Here is a 14,800-nt window from a genome sequence, read left to right as displayed (position 1 = left end):
CAGTGCTGCGATCTCGTCGGTCGAGAGCTCCTCCTCGGCGCTGAACGCGCTGGAGGTCAGGTCCGGGCGGAGCTCGGGCGAGATGAAGCTCTCGAGCGAGCCGAGTCGGCCCTCGAGCTCGGCCAGGCGGTCGTCGAAGCCACCACCGAAGCCCGGACCGTCGCCGGGGTCACCCGGGTGGCCGGGGATGTCGGGCGACTTGAACACGTCCTTGATGTCCTTGAGCCGCTTCCCGTCGATGATGAGCTCCTTCTTGAGCTCCTTGTCCTTGATGACTTCCTTCCTCAGCTCCTTGTCCTTGATGAAGTCCTTGCGGAGCTCCTTGTCCTTGTCCTTGATGATGTCCTTGCGACCGTCCTTGATGTCCTTGATGATCGACTTCCCCTTGGGGATGGCGATGTTCAGCTCGGACAGGACGCTCGCGATCGGGTTGCCGACGGTGTTCGTGCCGGATCCGGCGAACAGCAGGGCCACGACCGCACCGGTCGAGTCGACGATGACGGAACCGGAGTCGCCGTGGTCGGAGAACAGCGGGTTCTGTGCGGTGTCGGTGGCGATGCTCACCTGGTTGGTGAGGGTGTGGACGCCGAGGCCGTCGCCGTAGTCGACGTTCACGGTGAGCGACAGCCCGTCGACGGAACCGTGCGTCAGACCGGTGGTGCGTCCGCGCTTGCGGACCACCATCCCGAGCGTCGCCGGCTTGGTGCCGTTGACCGTCCCGATGTCGACGATCGTCCCCGCCGTCGTCTTGCCCGCATCGATCGAGATGACTGCGCCGTCCACGTGCGACGACAGGACGGCTCGCAGGATCGCCCCGAACTCGTCGCCGGGCACCGTGCCCGTGTCGACGCGGCTGGGCTGTACCTGACGGTCGCCCACGGCCCACCCGCTGTCCACGCACGCCACGTGGAAGTTGGTCACTGCCGCCTTCTTGCCGCTGACGTTGTCCGTGACGATCGCGCCCAACGTTCCGGCGAAGACGAAGCCGCCGATCGCCCTGCTCGGGCCGATGCTGATGCCGCCCTGGAGGGTGGCGTAGTGAGTCGTGTCCGCCTGGGCGCTGAAGTCCAGCGGCTCGCGGACGACCTGCAGCTCGTAGGTGCGCTCGAGCACGTCCGTGACAGCGCCGTCGATCGTCGCCGGAACCAGCTGCGCCTTCGGCACGCTGGCCTTCTTCTTCTCGACGTGGACCCGGATGGCGACCTCGTCCGTCTGGACGCCCCCCACGACCTTGTACCCGACATCGATGCCGGTCACGCCGGGCCGTGCGAGGTACTCCGCCTCGACGCGCTCCTTGATGGCGACCAGCTCCGCAATGGATGGCATGGCTTACCCCCTCGTATGCACCACCGTCGGATGGGCAGACACCCACCCATGGGACAGGAGCGCACCCTCGGTGAGGGAGATACGTCCGACGACGGCGGGCGGCGCCTCGGCACGAGTGGGACGATGGTGCGATGGCACTCACGTATGACGAGGCCGTCGCCGTCCAGCGCGAGCACGAGGCGCGGCTCATCGATCTCGCAGGCGTCAACGCGGTCGGCGTGAAGCAGACCGACTCCGGTCTGGTGCTCGAGGTCACCGTCTCCCCGGACGCCGAGCTCCCCGCCGAGCTGGACGCCGACGAGCTGGACGGTCTGCCGCTCAAGGTCGTCCGCGGCGGCTACACGCTGCAGTGACGCCCGGGCTCAGGCCCCGCTGACGACCACCAGCTCGTTGCCCTCGGGGTCGGCGACCCGCCACCTACCCTCCGACTCGTCCAGGATCCGGCCACCGGCTGCGATGCTCGTGGCGAGGCGCGTCTGCGCGAGGTCCGACGGCACGGCGAGCTCGACGTGGATGYGGTTGCGCTGCCGGCGACGCTCCGTCTCCGACGTGTCGATGTCCTGGAACACCAGCACCGGGTTCAGCCGCCACGGATCGACGATGTCGGTGTTCCAGTCTCGCCGGTCGGGGGTGTAGCCGAGGGCGGCGACCCAGAACGCGCGGACCGCGGCGACGTCGGCGGCGTCGAAGAAGAGCTGGACGAAGCGTGGCAGCCCCGGGTCCGCCGTGGCCCCGAACTCGCGGGCAGCGGTCTGGAGGTTACGGGCGAGGTCGGTGAAGTCGAGCTCGAGGCCGTGGGCATCGTCCACCCACTGGTCTTTGCCGCTGTCGAGGATCACGAGCCCCGGGCGCAGGTCGACCAGCAGCGGGAAGCCGGCGTCGTCGGCCAGCGCCGCTGCGGTGACGGCCAGGTCACGCTGCTGGGCCGGCGAGGTGGTGCGGTAGCACGCCATCGCACTGAACACCGCCTGCCAGTCGGCCGTCCCGGTCTCCTCGCCGAGCGCGTCGCCCGGCACCAGGTCGACCTCGTTGCCGTCGGGGTCGGCGTGACAGACCCCGTACGCTCCGTACGCCTCACCCAGACCCGCCTGCTCGACCGCCGCGGCCGGCCGCACCACGTCGAGGTGGATGCGGTTGCGCAACGGCCGTGGCTCGCTCGACTGCCGGATCCGCATCGCGGGGTCGCGCCGCAACGGATCCGCCAGACCGCTGTCCGGGCCGGGCGCGTAGTCGAGTGCGCGCTGCCAGAACGGCCCGACCGCAGCCGGGTCCGCGGACTCGAGCACGACGCTCAGGTGCTGCAGCGCGGAAGGGTTCGCCACCAGCCCGAGCTCCCGCGCGGCCGCCGACACCGTCTCGGCGTGCTCGGCGGAGTCGAGGCGCACCCGCACGCCTGTCGCGCGCAGGTCGACCACGATCTCGCCAGGCAGCTCCACGATGCGTCCGGCCAGCGCAGCCCCGTCGGTGAGCGAGGGCGCGTCGAACCACGCCGTCACCGCGCCGTCGACGACCCGCCAGTCCGTCCCGACCTCTGTCCTGTCCGGCACTGTCGAGTCCCTTCGGAGGCCGGCGCGTCCACCGTCGATCGCGGCGGTCGTGTCAGTATCGCGGGTCGGGTCGGCTGGGGCCATGGCCCCCTACGCCTTCTTCAGCTCCTCGGCGAGCATCACGAGGATGCCGCTGGGACCGCGGAGGTAGGTGAGCTTGTAGACGTCCTCGTACGTCGCCACGCCGCGGAGCGGACGGTAACCGTGCCTCGCGGCAGTCTCGAGGGCGGCGTCGATGTCGTCGACCGAGAAGGCGACGCGGTGCATGCCGATCTCGTTCGGACGAGTGGGCTCCGTCTCGATCGCTTCGGGGTGGATGTACTCGAAGAGCTCGATGCGACCGTGACCGTCGGGCGTCTGGAGCATCGCGATCTTGGCGTGGTTGCCGTCGAGACCGACGGCCGTGTCGGTCCACTCACCGCTGACCGTGTCACGGCCGACGACCGTGAGGCCGAGGTCGGTGAAGAACGAGATCGTCGCCTCGAGATCGCGCACCGCGATGCCGACGTTCTCGAGCCTGATGGGCATGTCGCGCATGCTACCGAGCCGGCGGTCGGGACAGCCCGATCACGCGCGCACCGCGGCAGACGTGCGCCGACGCTGCCGAGCGGCCCGGCGTGCCTGGATCCGGTGTACCGACCGTCGGATCGGCGGTAGCAGCTGGAACACGCTCAACACCGCGAAGACCAATGTGTTCACGCCGACGAACAGGCTCAACGCCTCGAACCACGTCGACTCCAGGACAGAGGACGGCAGGGGGTTCCACTGGCCCAGCAGGGGCGCGGCGAGCAGCAGGGGCAGAGCGAGCGCGGTGACCGTGGTCCGTGGGACGTAGTTCCACCCCGACTTCTTCCCGCTCGCGATCTGCACGAGCGACGTGACGAACGTCGACTGCAGGAACAGCGCGTACCCCAGCTCGAGCACCAGCGGCAACGCCACCAGCCGCCCGCGCCACCCCTCCGCCCAGGCGGTCACGACGCGCTCGAGCAGGAAGACCAGCCCGACCGTGGTCCAGAACATCGACCAGCGGAACCCGTCGGCCGCGAGCAGGGAGATCGTCGTGAGAAGGAGGAAGGAGTTCAGCGCGACGACCCCGTACGCGAGCCCGACCTGCTGCCACCAGTAGTGGGCGGTGGTGCGCGTCAGGCCGTAGGCCGCGATGTTCTCCAACGCACCGCGCTGCCACCGGTTGCGCTGCCGGCGCAGGTCCCGCCACGTCGGCATGACCTCCGTGACGACCCGGCACTCCGGCGGGGACGCCAGCCCCGCCCCGAGCGTCTTCAGCGCCAGGGTGAGCTCGTTGTCCTCGGTCATGGCCAGCGTGTCGTAGACGTCGCCGGGCCGACCGGGGATCAACGAGCCCCTCGCCTCCGCGACGGCACGCAACGCGTACGCGCGGATCACCGACGCGGTGCCCGTCAGGACGAACACGCGCCCTTCCCGACGACGCAGCACCCGCTGGTACCGGGCGAACTCGTTGCGCTGCATCTGCCCGAGGAGCCGCCCGCCGTCCTCGCCGGAGAACAGACCGCCGACCGCCATCAGGTCGGGGTCGTCCTCCAGCCGGCCGAGCGCCACCTCCAGGAAGTCGGGAGTGATCGTCGAGTCGGCATCCATCACGAGCACGACGTCCGCAGGTCCGGCGTCCGGCAGGAGGCGAGCCAGCACCTGGTTGAGCGCACCGGCCTTGGCCTGCGTGTTGTCGACCGTCTCGACCACCTCGACGCCGTGGTCGCGAGCGATCTGCACGGTCGCGTCGGCGCAGTTGTCCGCGACGACGAGAATGCGGTCCGGTGCGCGGACCTGCCCGAGCAGCGAGGTGAGGGTCCGACCGATCACGGCCTGCTCGTCGTGCGCCGGGATCAGGACGGTGCACCGCACGACCCCTCCCGCGGCGTCGGCGTCGGCGGGGATGGCGGAGCGCGGCCAGGCGGGCGGGTCGTCCAGCGCGAGTGCGCGCGTGGCCGCGGCGCCGAGGACGCGACGCCCCAGCACGGCGGTCGCTCGGGGTACCGGTCGCTCGAGCCCGCGACCCCAGGACAGCACGCGCATCGCGGCGGCAGTCTGCTGAGCGGTCATCGCGACCAGGAACGCTGCGACCGTCAGGCCCACCGCCAGGACGATGATCGGTCGCGGTGCTCTCAGCTCGACGTCCACCGGCAGGATCGCGATCGCGATCTCGGCGTCCGGGACGATCGGCGGAGCACTCGTCGCCAGGAGCCAGATCGCCCACCCCAGGAGCAGTGCAGCGGCCAGGGCGAGCGCGGCGGTGACCCAGCCGAGCCGGGCGGCTCGACGATGCCAGGTCCGCGGCGGCCTCGGGGTCATGGTCGGTTCCGTCGCTGCGTCATGACGGCGCCGACGAGGCCGGTGAGGACGATGATCAGGCCGAGCCAGAGCAGGATCGTGCCCAGACCGGCGAAGCCACCGATCACGAGCGCCACCCCGGCGAGCGTGAGGATCAGCCACAACGGCATCGAGCGAACCCCCCGCCAGTCGGCCACCACCGCCGTTCGGCAGCCTACCGCCGGGTCTCGGCGGGAGATCCGGCACGTCGAGGCTGCGTCCGCCGCCGGTCGACCAGCACCAGGAGAGCGGGCACGACGACGAGGGCGCCGGCCGCCAGGGTCAACGCGGACCACCCGGCGAGCGCGAGGACCACGGTCGAGGTGAGGGTGCCGGCCGCCGCGGAGACCCACACGACGGCCTCGACGGAGCCCTCCACGTCGGTCCGCTGCTCCGCCGGCAACCCGACGGCCAGCGACGCGCTGCCGCCGACGAAGCACAGGTTCCACCCGTAGCCGAGCGCGAACAGGCCCACCGCCTGCGGGACCAGGGAGCCGGACGCGGCCACGACCGTCGAGACCAGCAGCGTGCCGAGACCGAGCGCCATCACCCGCCCCGGGCCCAGGCGGTCGACGAGGCGTCCCGTGAGCGGCGACAGGACGAACATGCCGAGCGTGTGGGCGGCGAGGATCACGCCGACGACGTCGAGCTCGTGATGGTGCAGGTGGAGCTGGACCGGCACCGACGTCATCACGGCGGCCATCACGACCTGGCCGGTGACCATCACGGCGAGGCCGTCGCGACCGGCCGGTGATCCCAGGACGGTCCGCACAGGTACCCCGCGCCCGGTGCGGGGTCGCCTGGCCGTGCGCAGCCCGCTCACCGCCAGCGCGGCGAGCAGTCCCGCCGGGACGCTGAGCAGGAACGCACCGGACAGAGCGGGCCGTCCGACCGCCTCGGCGAGGCGCGCGGTGGGGAGCAGGAGCAGGGGGCCGCCCACGGCCCCGACGGTGCCGGCCCAGACGATCAGGCCGATGGCGACGCCGCGCCGTCCCGCGGGCACCAGCTCAGCTGCCGCGTACCGGGACAGCTGCGCGGCGGCGTTCCCCAGGCCGATCAGGAGCATCGCGCCGACGAGCAGCGGGATGTGTCCGAGCGGCACGGCCACGGCACCGGCTGCGGCGCCGAGCGCGCTCGCCAGGTACCCGAGGCGCAGGGCGGTCCCGGTGCCGGCGCGGTGGGTGAGTGCGGTGACCAGGAGGGCGCCGAGCCCGGTCCCGACGACCGCCGCGGTGCCGGGCACCCCGCCCCAGGCTCGTCCGAGGACGTCGACCGCCACCAGCGCGGCCACCGTGCTGGTCGTCGCGATCACCGCACTGCTCAGGGCCGCACCGGTGAACAGTGCGGTCGTCGCGGGGGCGACGGCGGTGGGACGTGCTGCGCCAGGGGTCATGCGATCGACGCTACGAAGGCCAGGCGCTGCCGTGAATGGCCGATCGCAGACGTTGGTGGCTCTTCGCCTACTGATCACAAGGTGTTCCCGGACTACGGTTTACAGATGAGCAAACCGCTCGACAGCACGGACTGGCGCATCCTCGCCGAGCTGCAGGACGACGGTCGCCGTCGTTCAACCAGCTCGGCCGCAAGGTCAGCCTGTCCCCGCCCGCGGTCGCCGACCGGGTCCGGCGGCTGGAGGAGGCGGGGGTGATCGCCGGGTACCAGGCCCGGATCGACCCCGCGCGTGCGGGCCTCCCCCTGACTGCGTTCATCAAGCTGCGGTGCTCGCCCGGACGCTGCCTGCTCAGGACCACGGCGTCCGACGAGTTCCCCGAGGTCGTCGAGATCCACAAGCTCAGCGGCAGCTCGTGCACCCTCCTGCGGGTGCGTGCCGCGTCGATGCCGCACCTCGAGGAGATCTTCGAGCGCATCGGCAGGCACGGCGAGATCGACACCCAGATCGTGCTCTCCACCCAGTACGAGGGCCGCCCGGTCGCCGAGCCTCCCGCGCACACCCGGTCCGCGCAGCCGTCGCCGGGATGGAGCCGCGAGGCCGGGCCGGACGACGCCTGACCGGGGCTCAGCCCAGTCGGAACTCGTTGCCGTCGGTGTCGGCCAGCTCGACCGCGCCCTCCTCGACCACGCCCAGCCGGGTGGCGCCGAGCGCAACCAGCCGATCCACCTCGGCCGCGAGGTCCCCGTCGACGAGGTCGAGGTCGAACCGCTGGCGGTTCCTGCCCTGCTTCGGCGGCACCGGCGGACCGCCCCATGCGACCTTCGTGCCGCCGAGCGGGGACTGCACCGCGGTCTCCTCGTCCTGGTCCCACACCAGCGGCCACCCCAGGGCCTCCGCCCAGAACAGGCCGACGTCGCGGGTGCCCGTGCACGCCACCTCGCCGAGGAAGCCGCAGCCCGCGAGGAACTTGTTGCCCGGCTCGATCACGCACAGCTCGTTGCCCTCGGGATCGGCGAGCACCACGTGCCCCTCCTCCGGCAGCTGCCCGACGTCCACGTGGCTGCCGCCGAGCCGGAGCGCGTGCGCGACGGTCGCCTGCTGGTCGGCCGGGCTGGTGCTCGTGAGGTGGAGGTGGGTGCGGTTGAGGCCGACCTTCGTCGTCGGGCTGGGCTCGAACCGCAGTCCGACCTGTGTGTCGGAGCCGGGCAGGAGGGCTCCGCGCGAGTCCGTGACGGCGTCGCGGCCCAGGATGCCGGCCCAGAACTGGGCCACACGCGTGGGGTCGTGGGCGTCGAACACGACGGCCGTCAGTCGGGAGGGCACCTTCGCAGGCTAGGCACGGTGCGATGTTCCGGCACAGGTCATTTTCGGACGGCGGTCACTGAGCGGCCACACACCTCGACGGCGTCAGTCTCCGCCCCCGATCGACGACGGTGCGAGCAACCCCGCGAGGCGGTCGCGCTCGGAGCGGTTGGCCTCCAGGTCGGCCCGTGCCTTCCCCTGCGCGGCGGCCGGTGCGCGCCCCAGGAACCCGGCGTCGGCAAGTCGCGACGACAGGCGGTCGGTCTGCTCCTGGGCCTTCGCCAGCTGCCGCTCCAGCGAGCGCCGCTGCGCATCGTCGAGCTCCGGGGCCGCGGGAAGGGTCAAGGTCCCGCCGCGTCGGCTGATCCTGGTGCTCTCGCCGAGCTCCCCGTCGGTGAGGCGGGCCGTGCGACACAGCTCGGTCCACAGCGCGATGCCGTCGCCGCGCGCGGGGAGCCACGCCGCAGCGGGGAAGCCCTGCCGGCCCCGGTGGGCGCGGGCCGCGTCGCGCAGCTCCCGCAGCTGGGCTCCGGCGGATGCTGCCTCCTCGTCCGGCCGCGCCGACGCGGGGAACGGCTCCTGGTCCATGATCCCGGTCCAGCCGATCTCCTCGGCGAGCTCCTCGGTGAGGAACGGCAGCATCGGGTGCAGCGCCAGGAGCAGCGCCGTCAGGGCGTGGGAGAGCGCGGCGATCGCACCACCGTCGCCGCGGTACAGGTCGTCCTTGCGCGCTTCGAGGTACAGCCCGGACAGGTCGTCCTCGGCCAGGCGGGTCAGGGCGTCCGCTGCGCGAGCCAGGTCGCCGCTGTCGTAGCCCGCGTCCGCCTCCGCCAGGGCCGCGTCGAGACGGGTCAGCAGCCACCGGTCGAGCAGGTGCGTCGTCGTCGGCCGCGCTGTCTCCCACGTGCACCCGAGTCGAGCGGCCAGGCCCGCGATGCTGCGCAGCTTGGTCACGTAGCCCCGCGCGCGCGTGAGGTCGTCGAGGCCGAACGGGACGTCCGCTCCGGGGCGAGCCTTCCTGGCCATCGAGAACCGCAGCGCGTCGGGCCCGTGCTGGGCGATGAGCGGCTGCGGGTCGATGGTGTTGCCGAAGCTCTTGCTCATCTTCTTGCCGTGCTCGTCGCGGATCATGCCGTGGAACAGCATGCGCCGGAACGGTGCCTGCCCGGTCAGGTGGGTGCACAGCAGCATCATCCGGAGCGCCCAGAAGAAGATCAGGTCGTTGCCGGTGATGAGCAGGTCGTTCGGGTAGAACCGGTGCAGGTCAGGGGTGTCGTCCGGCCACCCCAGGGTCGAGAGCGGCCAGAGGGCCGACGAGAACCACGTGTCCAGGGTGTCCAGGTCCCGCGTCCACCCGGCAGGGATCTGCTCGTCGGACGCGAACGCGCGCGCCTCCCCGTCGGGGCCGTACCAGATCGGGATGCGGTGGCCCCACCACAGCTGCCGGGAGATGCACCAGTCGCCCAGGTCGGCCGCCCATCGCAGATAGTCCCGCCGGGCCTCGTCCGGCTCGATGCGCGTCGTCCCGCTCGTGATCGCGGCGGTCGCTGGGGCGGCGAGTGCGCTGGTGCGCAGGTACCACTGCGGGGTGGAGCGGGTCTCCAGGGTGGTGCGGCAGCGAGAGCAGGCGGGCGTGCCGGTCGACTCGTCGGCCTCGATGTCGGACAGCGTGGTGGCGCACCCGGGACACCACAGGGTCTCCCGCTCGGCGCGGTAGACCAGGCCCTCGTCGAACAGGCGGGTGAACGCCGTGCGGGTGGCGCGGCTCGGCCCGTCGTCGAGCGTGAACGTCAGCCGGTCCCAGTCCGGGCTGTCGCCGAGGAGACGCATCTGCGCGGTGATGCCGTCGGCGCACGACCTCTTCCACGCCCAGGCGCGGCGGGCGAACTCGTCGCGACCGATCTCGTCCCGGCTGGTCCCCTCCGCGCGCAGCCGGCGCTCGAGGAGCGCGTTCGTGGCGATCGCGGCGTGGTCGAGGCCGGGGAGCCACAGGGTGTCCGCGCCACTCATCCGCTGCCGTCGGGCCAGGGTGTCGGAGAGCGTGTGCTCGTAGGCGTGCCCCAGGTGGAGGTCGCCCGTGATGTTCGGCGGGGGCAGGATCATGGCCCACGTCGGTGCGTCGGTCGTGCCGGTCGCGGCGAAGGCGCCGGCCGCTTGCCATCGCCGGTAGCGGTCGCTGGGGGTGGTCGAGGTAGGCATGGTCGTGGGTCCGTCCGTACGTGTCCTGGAGTCGTCGCTCGAGTCGAGATCTGCTCGACGAGCACAGGAGAGCCCTCGCCAGGTGTCCTACGGACGGCGAGGGCTACGGAACGAGCGCGAGGCGCAGCGAACCCAGGAACCGGGGTGCGCGCGCGGTGGCCATGCCTCCATTGTGCGCGCGGTGCGCTCCGACGCACCACCCGTCACCCGGCGCTCGTGCTCTCCAAGCCGGCCGTGCCGTCCCCGATGACGATCTCCTGTCCCGGACACACCGGCCCGGCCAGCACCACGGACTTGTCGGACGGGAACTCGACGGTGACGTCGCCGGGCGTGCAGCCGTAGTCGAGGAGGGCTGCTCCGCCCCCCGCCGAGACGGTGACCTCCTCGTCCCCGGTCAGGACGGTGACGTCGGCGCTCCCGTCGTTCCTGATGGACAGGTCGCCTGTGTCGCTGCACGCGGTCAAGGACGCGGTGAGGGTGACGGCGACGAGCCCCACACCGATGCGCCACGTCCGACTGCTCATCGCATCCTCCGCCTGATCGCTCGGCCCACCGGTGTTCGTGACGGTAGCCGTCGTGCTCGCACCCGTCCGGGGTATCGCCCGACGGACACGGAATGTGCACAGGACCTGCGGCTGGGCGGTGCTACGTTCCCGCGCATGGGCAGGAGGAACTACCTGGTCGAAGGGCTCTCCGGCACCGGCAAGACCACCGTGGCCGACGAGCTGCAGCGGCGCGGCCACCAGGTCGTCCATGGCGACCGGGAGCTGGCCTACCTGGGCGATCCGTCGACCGGCGAGCCAACCCTCGACGGCGGGCACGAGAACCACCTCTGGGACGTCGACAAGGTGCGAGCCCTCGCCGCGGACCGCACCGTGGAGGCCACGTTCTTCTGCGGTGGGTCGAGGAACTTCTCGACGTTCCTCGACCTGTTCGACGAGGTCTTCGTCCTCGAGGTCGACCTCCCCACGTTGCATCGGCGGCTCGACGCACGGCCGGACGAGGAGTGGGGTGGCGGACGGCCCACGGACCGGGACCTCATCGTGCGATGGCATCAGACGAGAGCCGACGTCCCGAAGGACGGCGTGGTCATCGACTCCACGGCACCGATCGAGCGCGTCGTCGACGACATCCTCCGTCGATGCAACCCGGACGCGTGAGCACCATGGATCTCGTCGTGCGGTTCGACGTCGACGACGAGGCACTCTCCCGGCTCCACACCCGCGCGTTCGACGACGGGAGACCCGCGCAGGTCGTCCCGTGGGCGAGCCGGCTCAGCCGGCACGCGCTCACCTGGGTCGGGGCGTTCGAGGGCGATCGCCTCGTCGGCTTCGTCCATGCGTGCTGGGACGGCGGGGCGCACGCGTTCCTCCTCGACGCCGTGGTCGATCCCGAGCGGCAGCGTCGTGGGATCGGTCGGCGGCTGGTCGAGGCGCTGGTCGACGAAGTCCGGTCGGCCGGGTGCGAGTGGCTGCACGTCGACTACGAGCCCCACCTGGAACCGTTCTACCGGCAGTGCGGCTTCGCCTCGACGCGCGCGGGAGTCCTGAGGCTCGAGCGGTAGCCGTCACCAGATCAGTGGTGGTGGCCGTGCCGGCCGAGGGTCTGCTCCGGGGTCGCGCCGGGCCGGGTCCACTGCGGCGCGGGCCGGCTCGTCGGGCCCCAGCCGGCCCTGCCGCCGGCGTCCGAGCGCCAGAACCAGCCCGGCTCGCGTCCGGCCGGGACGTCCTGCCACGCCTCGCCGCGCCCGGTTCAGGCCTCCGGGATGTCGCGGCCGAACGTCTCGAGGGTCACGACCTCCGGGGCCGGGCCGCCGCGGTGGTCGGTGTCGAGGGCGTCGATCGAGGCGAGCTCGTCGTCGGTGAGGTCGAAGTCGGTGACGGCGAAGTTCTCCGCGATGCGCGAGGGTGTGACGGACTTGGGGATCGCCGAGCGGCCCTGCTGCAGGTGCCAACGCAGCATCACCTGCGCCGGGGTCCTGAGGTGGGCCCGCGCGATCGCGCCGATGACCGGGTCCTCGAGCGTCGAGGTGTGACCGGCGTCGCGGTAGAACGTGATGCCGCCGATCGGGGACCAGGCTTGGGACACGATGCCGTGCTCGGCGTCGGCTGCCAGGACCGAGGGCTGCCGGAAGTACGGGTGGATCTCGATCTGGTTCACGGCCGGCACCACGGTGGTGGCCTCGAGCAGGTCGGTCAGGTGGTCGGCCATGAAGTTGGAGACGCCGATCGCGCGGACCTTGCCGTCCGCCAGCAGCTGCTCGAGGGCGCGGTAGGCGTCGATCGTCAGGTCGAACCGGCCGGGCAGCGCCTGGTGCAGGATCAGCAGGTCGATGGTGTCGACGCCGAGCTTGCCGGCGGACTTGTCGAACGCGTGCAGGGTGGCGTCGTAGCCGAAGTCGCTGATCCAGACCTTGGTCTCGACGAACACCTCGTCGCGGGGCAGCCCGGACTCGCGGATCGCCCGGCCGACCTCCCGCTCGTTGCCGTAGGCGGCGGCCGTGTCGATGTGCCGGTAGCCGACCTGCAACGCGCTGCGCACCGCTGCGACGGTCTCGTCGGGCGGGGTCTGGAAGACGCCGAAGCCCAGGGCGGGCATCGTGACGCCGTTGTTCAGGGTGAGGGTGGGGATCGTCATGCCTGCCACGGTACGAAGGGTTCCGACCCACCGGGAGGGTCTGGTGGTACCTCCCGGGGGCGTAGCAGGAGACGTACGGTCGAACCATGGACCTGAGAGCCGAGACGCGTGAGTTCCTCACGACGCGACGCGGCCGGATCACCCCCGAGCGCGCCAACCTGGCTGCCTATGGCGGGAACCGGCGCGTGCCCGGGCTGCGCCGCGAGGAGGTCTCGATGCTCGCCGGCGTGAGCATCGACTACTACACGCGCATGGAGCGCGGGAACCTGTCGGGGGTGTCCGAGGAGGTCCTCGAGGCCCTCGCGGAGGCGCTCCAGCTCGACGAGGCCGAGCGGGGTCACCTGTTCGACCTGGCTCGCGCCGCCAACGCCTCGGGTGTGGCCCGCTCCCGTGCCCGCCGCCAGCCGGCGCCGGTCCTGCGTCCCGCGGTCCAGCGCATCGTCGACGCCCTGGACGGTGCACCGGCGTTCGTCCGCAACGCCCGGCTCGACGTGCTCGGCGCCAACCTGCTCGGTCGCGCCCTGTACGCGCCCCTCTACGACTCGCCCCAGCACGTGCCCGGCGGGCCGGTGAACACGGCCCGGTTCCAGTTCCTCGACCCGGCCGGTGCGCGCGCGTTCTGGGGCGACAGGGCCGACCGGATGGCGCACGACGCCGTGGCGATCCTGCGCGCCGAGGCCGGCCGCAACCCGTACGACAAGCGTCTGACCGACCTGGTCGGCGAGCTGTCGACCCGCAGCGAGGACTTCCGCCGCCTGTGGGCCTCGCACGACGTGCGCTACCACCGCTCGGGCACCAAGGTCTTCCACCACCCGGCGGTCGGCCTGCTCGAGCTCGACTACGAGGCCCTCGTGCTGCCCGCCGACCCGGGGCTGCAGCTCAACGTGTACACCGCCGTCCCCGGGTCACCGTCCGCGGACGGGCTCACGCTCCTGGCGTCCTGGGCGGCGACGACCCTGGCCCCGATCGAGGCTGCGCAGGGCTGAGGCGCTCGCGGTCAGGAGCCGCTCGCGGCCGCGGCCGCCGCGAACAGGGCGAGACTGCGGCCCCAGGAGCGGGCGTGCTCGAGCTCGTCGGGCAGCAGCCCGCTGCTCCGGCCGCTCACCGTGAAGGACTCAGGCGGGACCACCAGGACCGCGCCGGCCTTGGTGAGCCGCTTGCCGATCGTGGCGGCGGCGGAGCCGGAGAGCCGGCCGGCGACCGCGGTGTCGAAGACGGCGGTCGGCTGGCCGGACACCCGACCGACCAGCTGGTCGAGCCACTCCCGCACGCCGTCTCCGCGCGACACGGTCTCGGCGACGTCCCCACGCGCCACGTCCCGGGTGCGCGTGGTGGACAGTCCGCGCTGGTGGGTGGGGGCGCCGATCACGAGCAGGCTCGGCCGGGTGTTGAACGACGGGACGTGGGCCATTCCCACCTCGCACACGGTGGTCGGGATGCGCAGGTCGGCCAGCCCGGCGGCGACGGCCTCGGCGATCGCAGCGGTACTGCCGTACATCGACTCGAAGACCAGGAGCGCACTCATGGACTCACGGTCCCGTGCCGGTAGGCAGGTGTCGCAGGCCTAACGTCCTCACCCGATCATGATGATTGACAGGAATATAGTTCATCGGCACCTAGTTGTGCCCGACATGGACTTCTTCGACGCACTCGTCCGGTACGAGACGGAGCTGTGGAACCACCTCGACGACCGGCTCCGGGACGCCGGCGCCGTCTCGCTCGCGACCCTCTCGGCGCTGCGGGTGGTCGGACGGCACCCCGAGGACTGCCGGGTGCACGAGATCCGCACCGAGCTGGCGATCACGGTCGGCGCCGCCAGCAAGCTCGTGGACCGGCTGGAGCGCGACGGGTGGGCGGTGCGCCGCGCGAACCCGGGCGACCGGCGCTCCTCGTTCGTCGCGCTGACGCCGGCGGGTTCGGACGCGCTCGCGGTCGGCGCCGCGCTGCTGCAGCGCGAGCTCGATGAGCACCTGAGCGACGAGCCCGGTGTCGCGGACGCCACCGCCGTCCTGCTGCGGCTGCGGTCGCGGCTGGGGGTGCGGTGATGCGC

General features: G+C 71.9%; 17 protein-coding genes and 1 pseudogene. 7 read left to right on the top strand and 11 right to left on the bottom strand.

The window, feature by feature from the left end:
- The coding region (locus AC1DUQ_RS05265; protein WP_477073479.1) for a chymotrypsin family serine protease at positions 1-1,326 on the bottom strand (1,326 nt) is incomplete at its 3' end.
- Positions 1,327-1,457: 131 nt separating this feature from the next.
- Between AC1DUQ_RS05265 and AC1DUQ_RS05260 the strand changes: the two genes are divergently transcribed.
- Positions 1,458-1,679: a hypothetical protein gene (locus AC1DUQ_RS05260; RefSeq protein ID WP_477059550.1), complete on the top strand. Its 222-nt coding sequence runs from the start codon at positions 1,458-1,460 to the stop codon at positions 1,677-1,679.
- A gap of 9 nt (positions 1,680-1,688) precedes the next feature.
- Here AC1DUQ_RS05260 and AC1DUQ_RS05255 read toward each other — a convergent pair whose 3' ends face one another.
- The 5 genes from AC1DUQ_RS05255 to AC1DUQ_RS05235 form a co-directional block, all read right to left on the bottom strand.
- The gene (locus tag AC1DUQ_RS05255) at positions 1,689-2,873 is read right to left on the bottom strand and encodes a VOC family protein (protein ID WP_477073478.1); all 1,185 of its coding nucleotides are present in this window, start codon (positions 2,871-2,873) and stop codon (positions 1,689-1,691) included.
- Positions 2,874-2,963: 90 nt separating this feature from the next.
- Positions 2,964-3,401, bottom strand: a complete 438-nt coding sequence (locus AC1DUQ_RS05250) for a VOC family protein (RefSeq protein ID WP_477059548.1) — start codon at positions 3,399-3,401, stop codon at positions 2,964-2,966.
- A gap of 39 nt (positions 3,402-3,440) precedes the next feature.
- Complete coding sequence (locus AC1DUQ_RS05245) at positions 3,441-5,201, bottom strand: glycosyltransferase family 2 protein (protein WP_477059547.1); 1,761 nt, start codon at positions 5,199-5,201, stop codon at positions 3,441-3,443.
- Positions 5,198-5,350, bottom strand: coding sequence for a hypothetical protein (locus AC1DUQ_RS05240; protein ID WP_477059546.1), 153 nt, complete (start codon positions 5,348-5,350; stop codon positions 5,198-5,200). Before AC1DUQ_RS05240 ends, AC1DUQ_RS05245 begins: the two co-directional genes overlap by 4 nt.
- A 44-nt stretch (positions 5,351-5,394) precedes the next feature.
- On the bottom strand, positions 5,395-6,612 hold the full coding sequence (locus tag AC1DUQ_RS05235; protein WP_477059545.1) for an MFS transporter: 1,218 nt from the start codon (positions 6,610-6,612) through the stop codon (positions 5,395-5,397).
- 131 nt (positions 6,613-6,743) lie between these two features.
- Here AC1DUQ_RS05235 and AC1DUQ_RS05230 point away from each other — a divergent pair.
- Together AC1DUQ_RS05230 and AC1DUQ_RS05225 are read left to right on the top strand one after the other, a co-directional pair.
- A pseudogene (locus AC1DUQ_RS05230) lies at positions 6,744-6,857 on the top strand (AsnC family transcriptional regulator); the annotation flags it as partial.
- Between the two features lie 6 nt (positions 6,858-6,863).
- Entirely contained in the window at positions 6,864-7,229 is a 366-nt protein-coding gene (locus AC1DUQ_RS05225) for an Lrp/AsnC family transcriptional regulator (RefSeq protein ID WP_477059544.1), read from the top strand.
- A gap of 7 nt (positions 7,230-7,236) precedes the next feature.
- Here the strand turns inward: AC1DUQ_RS05225 and AC1DUQ_RS05220 are convergent, their stop codons facing one another.
- The 3 genes from AC1DUQ_RS05220 to AC1DUQ_RS05210 all read right to left on the bottom strand — a co-directional run bounded on the left by AC1DUQ_RS05220 (position 7,237) and on the right by AC1DUQ_RS05210 (position 10,637).
- Complete coding sequence (locus tag AC1DUQ_RS05220) at positions 7,237-7,935, bottom strand: VOC family protein (RefSeq protein WP_477059543.1); 699 nt, start codon at positions 7,933-7,935, stop codon at positions 7,237-7,239.
- A gap of 84 nt (positions 7,936-8,019) precedes the next feature.
- Positions 8,020-10,113, bottom strand: a complete 2,094-nt coding sequence (locus tag AC1DUQ_RS05215; RefSeq protein WP_477059542.1) for a class I tRNA ligase family protein — start codon at positions 10,111-10,113, stop codon at positions 8,020-8,022.
- Positions 10,114-10,316: 203 nt separating this feature from the next.
- On the bottom strand, positions 10,317-10,637 hold the full coding sequence (locus tag AC1DUQ_RS05210; RefSeq protein ID WP_477059541.1) for a hypothetical protein: 321 nt from the start codon (positions 10,635-10,637) through the stop codon (positions 10,317-10,319).
- A gap of 135 nt (positions 10,638-10,772) precedes the next feature.
- On the opposite strand from AC1DUQ_RS05210, the gene AC1DUQ_RS05205 reads away from it, so the two are divergent.
- Positions 10,773-11,273: an AAA family ATPase gene (locus AC1DUQ_RS05205; RefSeq protein WP_477059540.1), complete on the top strand. Its 501-nt coding sequence runs from the start codon at positions 10,773-10,775 to the stop codon at positions 11,271-11,273.
- 5 nt (positions 11,274-11,278) lie between these two features.
- Positions 11,279-11,677 carry a GNAT family N-acetyltransferase gene (locus tag AC1DUQ_RS05200; protein WP_477073480.1) on the top strand — a complete coding sequence of 133 codons (399 nt, stop codon included), beginning with the start codon at positions 11,279-11,281 and terminating at the stop codon, positions 11,675-11,677.
- A gap of 188 nt (positions 11,678-11,865) precedes the next feature.
- On the opposite strand, the gene AC1DUQ_RS05195 is transcribed toward AC1DUQ_RS05200, so the two are convergent.
- Complete coding sequence (locus AC1DUQ_RS05195) at positions 11,866-12,750, bottom strand: aldo/keto reductase (protein ID WP_477059538.1); 885 nt, start codon at positions 12,748-12,750, stop codon at positions 11,866-11,868.
- Positions 12,751-12,836: 86 nt separating this feature from the next.
- Between AC1DUQ_RS05195 and AC1DUQ_RS05190 the strand changes: the two genes are divergently transcribed.
- Positions 12,837-13,736 carry a helix-turn-helix transcriptional regulator gene (locus tag AC1DUQ_RS05190; RefSeq protein WP_477073477.1) on the top strand — a complete coding sequence of 300 codons (900 nt, stop codon included), beginning with the start codon at positions 12,837-12,839 and terminating at the stop codon, positions 13,734-13,736.
- A gap of 11 nt (positions 13,737-13,747) precedes the next feature.
- Here the strand turns inward: AC1DUQ_RS05190 and AC1DUQ_RS05185 are convergent, their stop codons facing one another.
- Positions 13,748-14,275: a flavodoxin family protein gene (locus AC1DUQ_RS05185; protein ID WP_477059536.1), complete on the bottom strand. Its 528-nt coding sequence runs from the start codon at positions 14,273-14,275 to the stop codon at positions 13,748-13,750.
- Between the two features lie 106 nt (positions 14,276-14,381).
- Between AC1DUQ_RS05185 and AC1DUQ_RS05180 the strand changes: the two genes are divergently transcribed.
- Positions 14,382-14,795: a MarR family winged helix-turn-helix transcriptional regulator gene (locus tag AC1DUQ_RS05180; RefSeq protein WP_477059535.1), complete on the top strand. Its 414-nt coding sequence runs from the start codon at positions 14,382-14,384 to the stop codon at positions 14,793-14,795.
- Positions 14,796-14,800: the final 5 nt, after the last annotated feature.

The organism is Cellulomonas sp. P4_B5_2 (genome assembly GCF_056402235.1).
Note: the sequence above shows the minus strand (reverse complement) of the source record. Positions and strands in the feature narration are given on the sequence as shown.

Bases quoted from the DNA above. Each gene is read 5' to 3' on its own strand.
- AC1DUQ_RS05190 (WP_477073477.1), top strand. From the start codon at position 12,837: ATGGACCTGAGAGCCGAGACGCGTGAGTTCCTCACGACGCGACGCGGC.
- AC1DUQ_RS05195 (WP_477059538.1), bottom strand. From the start codon at position 12,750: ATGACGATCCCCACCCTCACCCTGAACAACGGCGTCACGATGCCCGCC.
- AC1DUQ_RS05245 (WP_477059547.1), bottom strand. From the start codon at position 5,201: ATGACCCCGAGGCCGCCGCGGACCTGGCATCGTCGAGCCGCCCGGCTC.
- AC1DUQ_RS05180 (WP_477059535.1), top strand. From the start codon at position 14,382: ATGGACTTCTTCGACGCACTCGTCCGGTACGAGACGGAGCTGTGGAAC.
- AC1DUQ_RS05250 (WP_477059548.1), bottom strand. From the start codon at position 3,401: ATGCCCATCAGGCTCGAGAACGTCGGCATCGCGGTGCGCGATCTCGAG.
- AC1DUQ_RS05260 (WP_477059550.1), top strand. From the start codon at position 1,458: ATGGCACTCACGTATGACGAGGCCGTCGCCGTCCAGCGCGAGCACGAG.
- AC1DUQ_RS05215 (WP_477059542.1), bottom strand. From the start codon at position 10,113: ATGCCTACCTCGACCACCCCCAGCGACCGCTACCGGCGATGGCAAGCG.
- AC1DUQ_RS05210 (WP_477059541.1), bottom strand. From the start codon at position 10,637: ATGAGCAGTCGGACGTGGCGCATCGGTGTGGGGCTCGTCGCCGTCACC.
- AC1DUQ_RS05205 (WP_477059540.1), top strand. From the start codon at position 10,773: ATGGGCAGGAGGAACTACCTGGTCGAAGGGCTCTCCGGCACCGGCAAG.
- AC1DUQ_RS05185 (WP_477059536.1), bottom strand. From the start codon at position 14,275: ATGAGTGCGCTCCTGGTCTTCGAGTCGATGTACGGCAGTACCGCTGCG.
- AC1DUQ_RS05240 (WP_477059546.1), bottom strand. From the start codon at position 5,350: ATGCCGTTGTGGCTGATCCTCACGCTCGCCGGGGTGGCGCTCGTGATC.
- AC1DUQ_RS05235 (WP_477059545.1), bottom strand. From the start codon at position 6,612: ATGACCCCTGGCGCAGCACGTCCCACCGCCGTCGCCCCCGCGACGACC.
- AC1DUQ_RS05200 (WP_477073480.1), top strand. From the start codon at position 11,279: ATGGATCTCGTCGTGCGGTTCGACGTCGACGACGAGGCACTCTCCCGG.